The organism is Ochrobactrum sp. PL_is501, assembly GCF_055816895.1.
On sequence record NZ_JBVPGR010000035.1, the window covers coordinates 90,603 to 104,933 of the forward strand.

Sequence of the window (14,331 nt, forward strand, 5' to 3'; positions counted from 1 at the left end):
TCGAAACGGTCTGTGACAAGGAAATTTACTCCGGAAAAACTATCGTTCAGCCCGACGGCCACTGGCGAGGATGATCACCGCAATAATGGTGAGCCCGGTCAGGACAAGGCGGACACCGGCACCGAAACCATAAGTGTTGAGCATCGAGACGATGAGGAACATGAAGAGGGCGGCTCCCCAGATGCCGGGGATATTGGAATCGCCGCCAGCAACCGCCGTGCCGCCGATGATGACGACAGCGATCGACATCAACAGATATTCTGCGCCCATGTTCAGCGCCGCGCCGCCCGAGAAACAGGCGAGCAGGAAGCCGCAAAGCGAAGCCAGCACCGCGCAAAGCAGATAGGTGACGAAGCGTGTGCCGTCGACGGGTACGCCTGCCATGCGCGCCGCGAACGGGTTCTGGCCGATTGCCGAAATCCAGCGGCCATAAATGCTCTTTTTCAAAAGCACCCAGCCAATGACCGACAGGATCAGGGCCACGATGGCGACATTGGGAATGCCGAGCGTCGATGCAGTTGTGAACTGCGCCAGGCTCTCAGGCGGTTTTACGCGCAAGCCGCGATTGCTCCAGATGGCCGTAGACTGGATCAGGAAGCTCATCGACAAGGTGGCGATGATGGGAGGGATGCGCAGAAGCTTGATCAGCGCATAATTGCAAATGCCGATGGCAAGCCCGATCAGCAGCGCCACGGCAAGCCCGGCGAGGATCATGCCGTCCTGTGTGTCCATCAGTTTCAGCGCCAGCGTGGCGGCGAGCGTCATGTTGGCAGGCACCGACAGATCGATATTGCCGGGGCCGAGCGTGATGACGAACATCTGCCCCAGCCCGACGATCACCGAGAAGGATGCAAAGGTGAAGGCTGCATGGGAAAGCCCGTGCGCGCCTGCGCCTCCGGTGAAGAGGATTGTAATGACCCACACGGCGACGGTCGCAATAAACGACCATATCCACGGGCGTCTGGTGAGAATGGCGAGGCCGTTCATTGCTTTTTCTCCCTCTTTTCGAGGCGGTTGAGGAAGAGGCGCAATGCCAGCACCACAATGAGGATGCCGCCCTGCGCGCCAATCTGCCAGTCAGGGGAAATACGCATGAAGGAGAGGAAAGATCCGGCAAGCGTCAGTGTGAGCGCACCGATGACAGCACCGATGGGCGAGACGCGGCCGCCGACGAATTCGCCGCCACCGAGAATAACGCCTGCGATGGACAGAAGCGTATAACGTAACGCGATATTGGCATCAGCCGATGTGGTGAGGCCGACCAGTGCAATTCCTGCCAGCACCGCGAAAAAGGCAGCCAGTGCATAGGTTCCGGCGCGGATCATGGTGACAGACCAGCCCGCGCGCTCGATGGAGCGGGTGTTGCCACCCGCGCCGCGCATCAGCACGCCGAAGGTGGACCGCATCACGATAAAATGCGTGACGAGCGCAATCAGAATGCTGGCGACAATGGCCATCGGCATGAATGGCGGCTTGGCGGTCATGATCCAGCGCGCCCAGTCCGGTGCCTGTCCGCCGGGCGAGGGCAGCAGGAACACCGCCAACCCGCCCCAGACAAAGCTCATGCCAAGCGTGACCACGATGGAAGGCAGGTTGCGCAGATGGATCAGCGCGCCAAGCGCGGCATAGGCGGCAATCGCTGCCACCAGGATCAGCACGCCGATGACGGGGGTGGTGTTGAGGTAGGTCGCGGCAACGCAAACCACGAAGCTCACGAAGGTTCCCATCGAGAGATCAAGATCATTGACGGCCATGATCAGCATCTGGGCGATGGTTGCGAGCGCGATGGGAACGGCCAGATTGAACAGCAGGTTCAGCCCGGTATAGCTCATGGCCCGCGGCTGCATGTAGAAGACGGCGGCCAGAAGCAGGACCAGCGAGAACACCGGCGTCAGCAGGCGGATGGTGGAAGAGGAAAGGCGCATTATTCGTGACCTCCCTCGAATGATGCGGCAAGCACGTTCTTTTCCGTAATGTCTTCGCCGGTCAGTTCAGCAACGATAGCGCCGTCGCGGAAAACATAGACCCGGTCACAAAGTTCGATTTCGTCCATTTCGGTGGAATACCAGACGAAAGTGCGTCCGTTTTCCGCCTCATGGCGCAGGATTTCATAGACCTCCTGCTTGGTGCCGACATCGACGCCACGCATCGGGTCATCCATCAGGATCGTATGCGCGCTGGTTGCCAGAGCGCGGGCGAAAAGCACTTTCTGCTGGTTGCCGCCCGACAGCGACAGGATGCGGTTGCCCATATCCGGCGTGCGTATCTGGATGCGGTCCTTCCATTCTCCGCCAAGTGCGTCTTCCCGTTTTCGGTCGACGAGTTTCAGCGACGACAGCCGGTCGAGCGAACTGACCGTAAGATTGTGCAGGATGCTCCACAGCGGGAATGTGCCGTTCAGGCTGCGGTCACCGGCGACGAAGGCGATTTCGCAATTGCGGGCAGGAACCCAGTTTGGGCGCCGCGCATAGTAAAGATCGAGCAGCATTCTGGTCTGCCCGTGTCCGGCCAGCCCTGCAAGGCCGATGACCTCGCCCTTGAAAGCCTGAAACGGCTTTGTGTCGGTGGCGCGTTTTGGAAAGGACAGAACCGGTGAGCCGGTCGCGTCGGTCTGTGCGACGCGGCGCACCGTCTTCTCGCGCTCCACGCTGCCCATGGCTTCAACGAGGCTGCGATTGGTAAATTCGCTGGCGGCGCGATTGGCGACGACCTTGCCATCCTTCATCACGACGATGCGGTCGGAGGTGGAGAGAATTTCGCCCAGCATGTGCGAAATAAGAATGATGGCACCGCCGGTTTCAACGAAGCGGCGCACATAGGCCATCAGCTGCGCGGCAATGCCTGCATCGAGCGATGAGGTAGGCTCATCGAGAATGACCAGTTTCGGTGCTGTTCCCGGCGCGGTAAAGTTGATGGCGATCTCCACCATCTGCTGCTCGGCAATCGACAATTCGTCAATGGTAGCGCTGCTGTCGATCTTGTGGCCCGGAAAAATCTCGTTGAGCTTTTTGGAAATCAGTTCAACGGCCTTGCCGCGCCAGTTTGCGCCTTCGAGGTTGCGCTGCATGATGCGGACATTTTCGGCAATCGTCAGATTGGGGAACAACGACAGTTCCTGAAACACGCAGCGCACGCCGTGCTTGCGCGCCATCGCCACGCCATGCCCCGCTTCGCCGTGATAGGAAACGCTGCCTTCATGCGGCGACAGCCCGCCATTGATGACATTGACGATGGTGGATTTGCCCGCGCCATTGTGCCCCACAAGCCCGACACACTCGCCTTCGCGGATCACGAGTTCGGCGCCATCCAGTGCTTTCACCGCACCGAACTGCACGCGGATATCGCGCGCGACGACGACCTCCCGTTTCTCTGCTGCTTCTGTCATACGTTCAACTGACTGCTGGAAATGCTGAAAGTGACGGAAAGGCGGGAACGAAACCCGCCCCAATCGTCCGATGATGCAAAGGCGCTGCTTATTTCGCGGCGTCGATGACCTTCTGCGCGTCTTCAAGCGAATATTCGACATTCGCGACGCCACCTTTCTGGGTGTTGGCCAGGTCCTTGTCGAGCGATTCCTGGCTGACGCTGAGGAACGGAACCACGAGGTCCTTCTTTACGTCCTTGCCATCGAGAATCTGCTGGGCGACCCAGAAAGCGAGCGTGGATACGCCGGGCGCAATCGAAACCGACATGGTTTCGTAGCCGTTGGCGTCCTTTTGGCTCTTCCACCACTGCAATTCATCTTCACGGTTGCCCATGATGATGATCGGCGTTTCGCGCTTGGCAGCGGCGAAAGCCTGCGCGGCGCCGTAACCATCACCACCCTGCGTCACCACCGCATCCACTTTCGGCAGGCTTGGAAGAATGCCCGCGACGGCACGCTGTGCGACGTCTGCGGCCCAGTCGCCATTGACGGAGCCGACGATTTTGAATTTCGGATGCTTCTTCACGCCTTCTTCGATGCCGGCATGGATATTGTCATCGACGGAAACACCGGCAAGGCCGCGAATTTCGAGCAGGTTGCCGCCATCCGGGAGGCGCTTGGCAAGATAGTCGATCTGGCTTTCACCCATCGCCTTGAAGTCGACCGCGATGCGCCATGCGCAAGGCTCAGTCACGATGCCGTCGAAGGAAACCACCGTAATGCCCGCGTCGCAGGCTTCCTTGATTGCTCCGTTCAACGCGGTCGGCGAGGCGGCATTGATGACAATGGCGTCATAGCCTTGCAGGATCATGTTCTGGATTTGCGCGGCCTGTTCGGTCGCCTGGTTTTCAGCCGTCGTGAACGGGTCAGCAGCCGCAACAACGCCAGCCTTCACGGCTTCCTTTGTGATCTTGTCCCAGCTTTCCAGCATGGCTTGACGCCATGAGTTGCCAGCATAATTGTTCGAGAATGCAATCTTCTTCGACGATGTGTCAGCCAATGCGCTGCCTGCGGCCAGAACGCCTGCAAGTGCTGCGGATGCGAAAAGGATTTTTGCGAGTTTCATTCTTTCCTCCCAGTTGCCAGTATGCGACCCGCAGCGCCCCGGCACTTCGGATCGTCTGAATTGACTATGGCGCGAGCCTCCCGCACCGCCGCTCCTCAACGGCACCAGTCCGCGCCTGATGCGATTTTTCACTCTTGTATCGCGGGCAATTTTCTGGTGAAGCGAGGATGAAAGAAGAGGAGCCTTCTGTGAAGGCCGATTGAAGCAACTGACTTGCGGGTTCCCGCAGCAAAATTGCGGAAACCCGCAAGACGCGCCGAGGCTGTCGCAGCCTATTATAGCTTATGAGAGGTTTGCGTTCCGGAGGAGAGACGCTTGCTTGAACTCGCGCCCCAACGGTTGCTCGACCACTATCTGAATATTTCCAGATTGCTGGCGGGACAACTCGACTTCGATTCCATCATCCGGGCGGTGGCGGCAGAGATTACGCATATCGTGCCCTATGACCATCTGGACGTCTGCATCAAGACGCTCGATGGAAAGTTCCATATCGCCTATGAGAGCGGCATATCGACAGACTGGAGCCGCAATCCGCCCGCGCCGCTTTCCGGCAGCCCCATCCGAACCGTGCTTTCCGGCGAGGCCGATCATCTTTTGACCGACGATGCGCGCATCGACCCGCGCTTTCATTTTGCGGGTGCTTTTTCCAGTCCCATTATCGAGCACGATCTGAAAGGGCGCCTGCATGTGCCGCTGAAGGCGCAGGGCGATATTATCGGCGCGCTCAGCTGTTCCAGTCTCACTCCCGCCTGCTACACCATGCGGGACGTGGAAAATGCCCAGTCGATTGCCGATCTGCTTACCCCATATTTCTTCGCAATTCGTGCGGCAGAACAGGCCAAACGTTCCGCCATCGTGGAAGCGGAAGCGCGGGCGCGCGAGGAAGGCTTGCGTTTCGGCGCTCTGAAACTGACGGAAGCGCTGGAAATCGAGCGCCACCGCATCGGCATGGACCTGCACGACCAGACGCTGGCCGATCTGACACGGCTGGCGCGCCACGTCGAGCGGCTTACCCACGCGCCAGACCTTTCGGGCGAGCAGCTTGAACCGCTGTTTCGCGGGCTCCAGCATTGCATGCACGACCTGCGGCAAATCATTGAAGAAGCGAAGCCTTCAATTCTCCAGCTCTTCGGTTTTGTGCAGGCGACGGAAAACCATCTGGGCCGTTCGGTGCGCGACAGCGGGTCAACCATCGAATGGGCGCTGGACGACCACAGCGAAGGCATGGCGGATCGGCTGGAAGAAACGGTTGCGACCTCGCTGTTCCGCATCGTGCAGGAGGCAATCAACAATGCGATACGCCATGCTCATGCAAGCCGGTTGCGCGTAGCGTTCCGCAACAAGGCTGGTCGGCTACATGTCGAAGTCGCGGATAACGGTATCGGCATGGATCGCCATACGCAGCGTCCTGACGTGGGACATGGGATCGACAATATGCGCACGCGCGCGCGGTTGATCTCTGCAAGTTTCGCTATCAGGAAAAACGGGGAAGGTGGCGGCACCAGTGTGACGATCCACCTGCCCGCGGAGATGTGCCGGGAGGGTGGAGGATAAAATGCATGTTCTGATCGTGGAAGATGATCCGTTGCACCGCGCCTATCTTGGCGAGGCCGTGCGGGCGGCATTGCCCGAATGCAGCGACGTGCTGGAAGCCGAAAACGGGTCCGCCGGCGAGAAACTGGCGCGCCAGCACAGGGCAGCGCATATCGTCATGGATTTGCAGATGAACGGACGCAACGGCATTGAAGCGGCGCGAACGATCTGGAAGGAAAATCCTGAAACGCGCATTCTGTTTTGGTCGAACTACGCCGATGAAGCTTATGTGCGCGGCGTGTCGCGCATCGTGCCGGAAGGGGCAGCTTACGGCTATGTGCTGAAATCGGCATCCGACGACAAGCTGCGGCTGGCATTGCGCAGCATTTTCGTCGAAGCACAATGCGTCATCGACCGCGAGGTGCGCGGCCTGCAGCAAAAGAGCCTTGGCCATGCCAGTGGTTTCAGCGAAAGCGAATATGAAATTCTGGTCGATATAGCGTTGGGCCTGACGGATCGCGTCATCGCACGCCGCCGCAATCTGTCGCTCAGAAGCGTTCAGAACAGATTGCAGCAACTCTATGAAAAACTTGGCGTCTACCAGGAGAAGGGTGAACCCGACGAAGGACGTTTCAATCTCCGGGCCCGTGCGGTCACAGTGGCCCTTCTACGCAAGCTTTTGAACTACAGCGCGCTTGAGCGCGCCGAAATCGAGCTCAATGACTGGATCAGCCGACAGCCGTCTTCAGGCGGCGCTGTTCGAGATTGAGGCCCATTTCCGACGCGCGGGCGATGACTGGTGCGAAGCGTCGCTGCTTCTTTTCCTCATGGTTGGAAGCAATGTCTGCGATGCGGTGCTTGAGGAAGGGGTTGAGAAACCGTTCTCGGACCGAATCCACGTAAGCTTCGGCCTGTTCACCAAGACCGTCTGCGGCAAATACCGGCAGGACTTCGTCACGCCAGACCGCTTCCAGTTCGCTCCGGATCGTCTCGTCCTGCATGGCTTCCAGCACGATCTCGTCTTTCGGACGGTCGCCCTTCAGCCATTGTTCCGCAATGAATGTATGGCCAAGGTTGAGCAGGTAGAGTTTCAGCTGCTCATAGCGCGCCAGATCATCGGTGACGACGATATCCTTGTGTTCACAAGGCAGTGTCAGCCCGTCTGCTTTCTCGATCGCCCAGAGCGCATAGGGTTCGGCGACGGCGCCGATGGGCTCGATGGGTTCGGAAACGATGCGGTCGACCAGGCTGTTGGCGAAGATGCAGCGAGTTTCGAGCCACTGCACGAACCTGTCCGGCAGCTTCCAGTCCTGAGCCAGATTTACAAGGATCGCACGAAGCTTGTCGCCATTGCGCGAGATCAGTTCGCAGGGAAATATCGACAGCGGCGCATCGGGATTGTGCTGCCAGCGATGATGCAGCAAGACCAGCAGCTTGGCTGGAAAGCTTTTCGGCAAAGCTTCCGGATTGGCGAGAAGCGAGCTGTCATCGCTTCTGTCGAGCTCAAAACCCTTGTCGCCAGTGTTGGAGAGGATCACATCGACGCTGGCGCCAAGGTCGAGAATCGCAGCCCAGTCGTGATGCGCGGAGTAGGCAGCGGTGACGCCCTTCGCTTGATATTCCGTCTCCGACGGCTTGCCGTCGACCAGTCCGCGGATCATGACGGGATAGCTGCGGGTTTCGTTCAAAGCCGCGATCCGCTGGCTGCTTTGCGGGTTGGAAGTCGTCTGCACGACGGCAATCGTTCCGATGGCTTTGCCATTGGCAAGCGCTTCCGAAACAAAGAAATCGGCATGAGCCAACAGAAAACGACTGGTGCCGAACTGCAGGATCGCTGGCTTTTCGTGCATGACCTTCTCCCATAAATCAGTGGTTTTAACTAAGCGATGCGCGGCAAATTGGTCAAGCCAGTGGGGAGATTTATCAGTCAAACGATCCGATAGCAGGTGTGGAAATGTGCGATTTGCCGCAATTCATCGGGTTTTTAAGCATATTGCGCTTCATTCCGCTTGGAAATATGGTAAGGCCAATTCGAGGAGAGGTGAATTGGGAGCACCATGAGCGACTTTACGGCAACCGCGGAACCGCGCAGGCTTTATCAGCAGATTGCGGATCGGGTGAGAAATCTCATCCAGGATGGCCAGTTTCCTGCTGGCAGCAGGCTGCCGGCTGAGCGCGAGCTGGCGCAGCAGCTGGGTGTGTCGCGGCCTTCGCTGCGCGAGGCGCTGATTGCGCTCGAAATCGCTGGCAATGTCGAAATCCGTATGGGTTCCGGCATTTATGTCACGGCGGAGTCGGAAAAGCGTTCACTTTCCCATGGAGCTTCTATCGGGGAGAGCCCGCTTGAAATCATGCAGGCACGCGAAATGGTCGAAGGCAGCGTGGTTGTCACGGCCTGCGCGCGCATGACGCCTGAAAGACTGGCTGAATTGCGTGCGACGATTGACGCGATGAAGGTGAATGTCGATGCCGGGCGCAAGGCGATCGAACTCGACAGGCAGTTTCATCTGCTCATTGCCGAGCAATCGGGCAATTCCGTTTTGGCGCGCATCGTGCGCGACCTTTTCGACGAGCGGCATAGTCCGCTGACGTCGCATATCAGAACACGCTTCGAGGATAATGATACATGGGCTCTGGCTCTGGCCGAGCACGAGGCCATCTATGCAGCCCTGGAGGCAAGAGATCCGCTTCAGGCGCAGGCAGCCATGCGAACGCATCTGGACCGATCCAAGCAGCGTTGGATGGATAATGAACCCAGCGAGTGATTAGCCGGGGCGATTTGGGAGTGAGGTCAGACACATGAATGATTCCGTTGCTAAAACGGTTGCGCCGGTAATTTTGCTGCATCCTTCGGACGATGTTGCGGTGGCGCGCGTTTCGGTTCGCGCGGGCGATCCAATCGGACTTGACGGGATCAATGCCCGGGAATTGATCGGGCGCGGCCACAAGGTTGCCGTTCGCGACATTCCAGAGGGCAGGGAAGTCCTGAAATACGGGCAGGTGATCGGCGTTGCGACGAAGGACATCGCGCAGGGCGAGCATGTGCATCTGCAGAACCTCGCCATGCTGCCTTCCGAACACGAGCACCAGTTCTCCATCGACATTGAAGAACGCGGCATGCTGCCGGAGGCGGAGCGCCGCCATTTCATGGGCTTCGACCGGGGCGCTGGCGGCGTCGGCACGCGCAATTTCATCGGCGTGATTTCGTCAGTCAATTGCTCGGCCACGGTGTCGCGTTACATTGCCGATTATTTCAACCGGATGGGCGGTCTCGACGGTTTCGATAATGTCGATGGCGTCGTGGCGCTGACGCATGGCAGCGGCTGCGCGCTCAACACCAAGTCGGAAGGCTATCGCCTTTTGACCCGCACCATTCAGGGTTATGCCAAGCACCCGAATTTCGGCGGCATATTGCTGATCGGGCTTGGCTGCGAAACCAACCAGATTGCGCCAATTCTCGAACATTATCGCATGGAAGAAGGCTCGCGCCTGCGCACCATGACGATCCAGCAGCATGGCGGCACACGAAAGACCATCGATCATGCGATTGCCGAAATTAAGGACATGCTGCCGCTGGTCAATTCGGCGGTCCGCACCAAACAGCCTCTGTCGAAGCTGAAAGTGGCGCTGGAATGCGGCGGCTCTGACGGTTATTCCGGCATCTCGGCCAATCCGGCATTGGGCTATGCTTCGGACCTTATCGTGCGCAATGGCGGCACAACCGTCCTGTCGGAGACGCCGGAAATCTACGGTGCCGAACATCTTCTGACGCGCCGCGCAGTAACGCCTGCGGTAGCGGAGAAGCTGTTGCAGCGCATCGACTGGTGGCGCGACTACACAGCGCGCAATGGCGACGAACTCAACAACAACCCGTCGCACGGCAACAAGCTTGGCGGGCTCACCACCATTCTGGAAAAGTCGCTCGGCGCGGTCGCCAAGGGTGGCTCCATGCCGCTCAAGGCGGTCTACGAATTTGCTGAAACGGTTACCGAACCAGGTTTCGTCTTCATGGACACACCCGGTTACGACCCCGTTGCGGTGACCGGGCAGGTGGCCGGTGGCTGCAATGTGATCTGCTTCACCACGGGTCGCGGGTCGGTTTCCGGCTTCAAGCCTTCGCCTTGCATCAAGATCGCCACGAATTCCGAAATGTATGAGCACATGAAGGAAGACATGGACATCAATTGCGGCGGCATCGTCACCGGCGACGAGACCATCGAACAGTCGGGCACGCGCATCTTCGAACATATCATCGCGGTCGCATCCGGCGAGAAGACGTTGAGCGAAGTCTACGACTATGGCGACAACGAATTCGTGCCGTGGCAGGTCGGCGCCGTAACCTGATCCCTTTCTTCAACGACGACTGACAGGAATAATTCGATGGTCAAAGCTCTGCGTATCGAGAGCGAAAACGTCACCCGTTTTGCAGAAATCGACGAAGCGCCTTTGCTGGCTGGTCATGTCCGCGTGCGCGTGCGCCATGTGGGGCTCTGCGGCAGCGACCTGAACACCTTCAAGGGGCTTAACCCTCTGGTCCAGCTGCCTCGCATACCGGGGCATGAAATCGGCGGCGAGATCATGGAAGCCGGAGAAGGCGTCGGCGCTGCCTACGCCAAGGGCAAGCGGGTCATCGTGCTACCCTATACGAATTGCGGCGAATGCTCATCCTGCCGCAAGGGGCGGCTCAATGCATGCCGTTATAACAAAACGCTCGGCGTGCAGCAAAATGGCGGTCTGGCCGACCAGATCGTGCTGCCTGCCGAGAAGCTGATCCTCAACGATACGCTGGAGCCGCGTCATCTGGCGCTGGTCGAGCCGCTTTCGGTTGGCTTTCATGCTGTCGAGCGCGGACGCGTTCAGGCGGGCGATACGGTTGCTGTTCTTGGTTGCGGCATGATCGGCATGGGCGTGCTGCTCGGTGCAGTTGCGCGCGGCGCCAAGGTCATCGCCATCGATCCCAGCGCCGAGAAGCGTGAACTGGCGCTGCAGTTCGGCGCAACGCACGCGCTGCCGGGCGGTGAGGATGTTGTCGCCAAGGTGCAGGAATTGACCAATGACGATGGCGTGGATGTTGCTTTTGAAGCGGTCGGCCTGCCGATCACCTTCACGCAAGCTGTCGACATGGCCGGTTTCGCAGGCCGGGTAGTGTATGTCGGCTATTCCAAGGCGCCCGTTACCTATCAGACCCAGTTCTTCAACCTGAAGGAACTCGACATCATGGGATCGCGCAATGCGACGCTCTCGGATTTTGAGGCCGTCATAACGCATCTGGAAAAGCTCGGGGCGGGTGCCGACAAGCTGATCTCCAAGGTGTTTCCGTTCGATGAAGCTGAAGCAGCGCTTCCCTATTGGGATGGCGACCGCAATGTTTTGAAGATCATCATCGAACGCGACTGAAATCGAAGCAAATGCGCCGTGCCTGAAAGAGGGCATGGCGCGCTAGTGGAGGAAACCGGCCAAAAGGCCAATTGTGTAATGACCCTATACGGGAGGACAACATGAAGAAACTCGTTACCGGCATGATCGCCGCCAGCATGCTGCTGGCAGGAAGCATGGCTGCATATGCTGCCAATGTGTCGATCAAGGTTGCCTATGAAAACAACCCCGGCGAGCCTTTCGATGAAGTAATGCATTACTGGAAAGATGACCTTGCCAAGCGCAGCAACGGCGAGATCACGCTCGAACTTTATCCAAGCTCGCAGCTCGGCTCCAAGAAGGACGTGACCGAACAGGCCATGATGGGCCTCAATGTCGTAACCATTTCCGACGTTGGCTTTCTGGCCGAATATGATCCGGACCTCGGCGTTCTCTACGGCCCGTTCCTGACCGACGATCCGGCACAGCTTTTCAAGGTCTATGACGGTCCCTGGTTCAAGGAGAAGAGCGAAGAGCTGAAGAAGAAGGGCATTCACATCGTAATGCCGAACTATCTTTACGGCATTCGCCAGATCATTTCCAAGAAGCCGATCCGCACCCCTGAAGACCTGAAGGGCATGAAGATCCGCGTGCCGAACAATGTCATGCAGATCAAGACCTTTGAGGCCATGGGCGCTACGCCGACCCCGATGCCGCTCGGCGAAACCTTCCCGGCGCTGGCGCAGGGCGTGATCGATGGCGTCGAAAACCCGATTTCGGTTCTCTACGGCCAGAAGTTCCAGGAAGAAGCCAAATATCTGAGCAAGGTCGGCTATCTGACCAACGTGGCGCTCATCGTTGGCGGCGAAGCATTCTTCTCCACGCTGCCTGAAGATCAGCTCAAGATGATCCACGAGTCCGCTTATGATGCAGGTCTCTACAGCCAGAAGCTGACGATCGAAAAAGACAATGAAATGATCGAAAAGATGAAGGAAGCCGGTGTCGAGGTCATCGATGTCGACCGCGCTCCTTTCAAGGCTCTTGCTGAAAAGGTCTACACCCAGTTCCCGGAATGGTCTCCAGGTCTTTATGAAAAGATCAAGGCCGAACTGAACTGATCCATCTTATTCGGATATCGCCATGTCGCGGCTTTGCCGCGGCATGGTTCGCTCATGGAATCCAATCCGATGAAACTGTTTGAAAAACTGATCGAATGGCTGGCTGCGGTGCCGCTGTTCATCCTGCTCGCGATGTTCAACATCGCCGTTGTCATGCGCTACTGGATGCATCAGCCATTGCAATGGACCGAGGAAATGGCCGGCCTGTTGATGATCTGGATTGTGATGCTCGGCAGTGTCGCCGCAGAACGCAGCAACCAGCATCTTGCCATTCCGATGCTTGTGGACCTGTTTTCGGAAAAGCTGCGCGAGGTCATCAACGCTATCGTTTCCATCCTGTCGGGACTGTTCCTGCTTTACGTTTCCTATGCCGGTTACAAGCTTTCGGTTGCTGCGCAGTTTAAGGTGACGGACGTGCTGCGGGTTTCCTATTACTGGATCGATATCGCCGTTCCCGTCGGCTTCGTCATTATCGCTCTTTATATGTTTGCAGGCGCATTCAAATCCTTGCGCGCCGCATTTGCGGGAGGCAAGGCATGAACCTGACGACTGTCGTACTCATCATGCTGGCGCTGATCGCGCTCAATATGCGCCTTTATGTGGCCATCCTGATTGCGGTCTTCACCTATTTCACCTTCTTCAACCAGATGCCGATAGCGATTGCCGTGCAGCGCTTCATCAGCCCGGCACAGAACACGTCGCTGCTCGCAATTCCGTTCTTCATCATGCTTGGCACGGTGATGTCGCATACCGGGATTGCGGAGCGCCTGATCAAGGTCGCGGAAATTCTGGTCGGCCGCATGCGCGGCGGCATGGCGCTCACCAACATCATGGTTTCGACCCTGATGGGCGGCGTCAGCGCGTCCAATCTGGCCGATAGCGCCATGCTGACGCGCATGATGGTGCCGGAAATGGTCAAGCGTGGCTATGACAAGGCATTTTCCTGCGCGGTGACGGCTGCCGGTTCGCTGATCACGCCGATCATTCCTCCAGGCATCGCGCTCATCATCTACGGTCTGATTGCGGATGTTTCCATTGGCAAGATGTTCATGGCCGGTGTGCTGCCGGGCATTCTGGGTGCAATTATCCTGATGGTTGCAGCCTATGCGACATCGGTCAAGCGCGGTTACAAGCCAAGCCGTGAAAAGCGGATGAGCGGCGCGGAGGTTGTCTCGACGCTTGCCTCGGCATGGCCTGCCGTCCTGTTGCTGTTCGCGATCATCGGCGGCATCCGCATGAACATCTTCACGCCGACGGAAGCCGGTGCGGTTGCGGTAACGCTGGTTCTGATTATCGGCTTCGTGATCTATCGCGAAATGCGTATTTCGCACGTGGTGGATTCGCTCATCGAAACGGCGAAATCGACCGCATCCGTGATGCTGGTCATCATGGCGTCGTCAGCGCTCGCATGGGTGTTCTCGCTTGAACAGGCTGGCCAGTCGCTGATGCAGCTGATCTCGTCCTTCACCAGCAATCCTTATGCGTTCCTGCTAGCAGTCAACGTGATCCTGCTGATCCTCGGGGCGCTGATCGAGGGTACGGCCCTGATGATCGTTCTCGTGCCGCTGCTGATGCCGACGGTGAAGGCTCTGGGCATCGATCCGGTACATTTCGGTATCATCGTGATCATCAACCTGTCGATTGGCACGCTGACCCCGCCTGTCGGTACGGTCATGCTGATGGTCTGCAATATTGCAAAGGTGAGGGTGGGAGATTTCACCCGCCAGGCATTCAGTATGTATATGGCGCTGTTTATCCTGCTGGCGCTGGTTACTTATGTGCCGATTATCTCAACCTATCTCGCTCACTAAAAAGAAAAGCGCGGGTCGTTCCCG

Annotated in this window: 13 protein-coding genes; 8 read left to right on the forward strand and 5 right to left on the reverse strand. The window is 58.1% G+C overall.

Annotation, left to right across the window (positions count from 1 at the left end):
• Positions 1-39: 39 nt before the first annotated feature.
• From AC0TOF_RS11675 to AC0TOF_RS11690, 4 genes are all read right to left on the reverse strand, one after another.
• Positions 40-987 (reverse strand): ABC transporter permease, encoded by a 948-nt coding sequence (locus AC0TOF_RS11675; RefSeq protein WP_473768354.1) that lies wholly within the window; start codon positions 985-987, stop codon positions 40-42.
• Positions 984-1,925 (reverse strand): ABC transporter permease, encoded by a 942-nt coding sequence (locus tag AC0TOF_RS11680; RefSeq protein WP_122001969.1) that lies wholly within the window; start codon positions 1,923-1,925, stop codon positions 984-986. The genes AC0TOF_RS11675 and AC0TOF_RS11680 overlap by 4 nt, the downstream gene beginning before the upstream one ends.
• A complete protein-coding gene (locus AC0TOF_RS11685) occupies positions 1,925-3,385 on the reverse strand; it encodes an ATP-binding cassette domain-containing protein (protein ID WP_473768355.1) in 1,461 nt (486 codons plus the stop codon). The genes AC0TOF_RS11680 and AC0TOF_RS11685 overlap by 1 nt, the downstream gene beginning before the upstream one ends.
• Positions 3,386-3,473: 88 nt before the next feature.
• Positions 3,474-4,490: a substrate-binding domain-containing protein gene (locus tag AC0TOF_RS11690; protein WP_473768356.1), complete on the reverse strand. Its 1,017-nt coding sequence runs from the start codon at positions 4,488-4,490 to the stop codon at positions 3,474-3,476.
• 315 nt (positions 4,491-4,805) lie between these two features.
• Here AC0TOF_RS11690 and AC0TOF_RS11695 point away from each other — a divergent pair, with 315 nt between their 5' ends.
• Complete coding sequence (locus AC0TOF_RS11695) at positions 4,806-6,044, forward strand: GAF domain-containing sensor histidine kinase (RefSeq protein ID WP_473768357.1); 1,239 nt, start codon at positions 4,806-4,808, stop codon at positions 6,042-6,044.
• Between the two features lies 1 nt (position 6,045).
• Positions 6,046-6,792 carry a response regulator transcription factor gene (locus AC0TOF_RS11700; protein WP_122001965.1) on the forward strand — a complete coding sequence of 249 codons (747 nt, stop codon included), beginning with the start codon at positions 6,046-6,048 and terminating at the stop codon, positions 6,790-6,792.
• On the opposite strand, the gene AC0TOF_RS11705 is transcribed toward AC0TOF_RS11700, so the two are convergent.
• Positions 6,752-7,873 carry a mannitol dehydrogenase family protein gene (locus AC0TOF_RS11705; RefSeq protein ID WP_473768358.1) on the reverse strand — a complete coding sequence of 374 codons (1,122 nt, stop codon included), beginning with the start codon at positions 7,871-7,873 and terminating at the stop codon, positions 6,752-6,754. The two genes, AC0TOF_RS11700 and AC0TOF_RS11705, sit on opposite strands and share 41 nt — an antisense overlap.
• Positions 7,874-8,080: 207 nt before the next feature.
• On the opposite strand from AC0TOF_RS11705, the gene AC0TOF_RS11710 reads away from it, so the two are divergent.
• The 6 genes from AC0TOF_RS11710 to AC0TOF_RS11735 all read left to right on the forward strand — a co-directional run bounded on the left by AC0TOF_RS11710 (position 8,081) and on the right by AC0TOF_RS11735 (position 14,307).
• A complete protein-coding gene (locus AC0TOF_RS11710) occupies positions 8,081-8,788 on the forward strand; it encodes a FadR/GntR family transcriptional regulator (RefSeq protein WP_122001963.1) in 708 nt (235 codons plus the stop codon).
• A gap of 34 nt (positions 8,789-8,822) precedes the next feature.
• On the forward strand, positions 8,823-10,367 hold the full coding sequence (locus tag AC0TOF_RS11715; RefSeq protein WP_473768359.1) for a UxaA family hydrolase: 1,545 nt from the start codon (positions 8,823-8,825) through the stop codon (positions 10,365-10,367).
• A 36-nt stretch (positions 10,368-10,403) separates the two neighbouring features.
• A complete protein-coding gene (locus tag AC0TOF_RS11720) occupies positions 10,404-11,420 on the forward strand; it encodes a zinc-binding alcohol dehydrogenase family protein (protein WP_122001961.1) in 1,017 nt (338 codons plus the stop codon).
• A gap of 101 nt (positions 11,421-11,521) precedes the next feature.
• On the forward strand, positions 11,522-12,496 hold the full coding sequence (locus AC0TOF_RS11725) for a C4-dicarboxylate TRAP transporter substrate-binding protein (RefSeq protein WP_122001960.1): 975 nt from the start codon (positions 11,522-11,524) through the stop codon (positions 12,494-12,496).
• Between the two features lie 69 nt (positions 12,497-12,565).
• The gene (locus tag AC0TOF_RS11730; protein ID WP_473768360.1) at positions 12,566-13,036 is read left to right on the forward strand and encodes a TRAP transporter small permease; all 471 of its coding nucleotides are present in this window, start codon (positions 12,566-12,568) and stop codon (positions 13,034-13,036) included.
• On the forward strand, positions 13,033-14,307 hold the full coding sequence (locus AC0TOF_RS11735; RefSeq protein ID WP_122001958.1) for a TRAP transporter large permease: 1,275 nt from the start codon (positions 13,033-13,035) through the stop codon (positions 14,305-14,307). Before AC0TOF_RS11730 ends, AC0TOF_RS11735 begins: the two co-directional genes overlap by 4 nt.
• Positions 14,308-14,331: the final 24 nt, after the last annotated feature.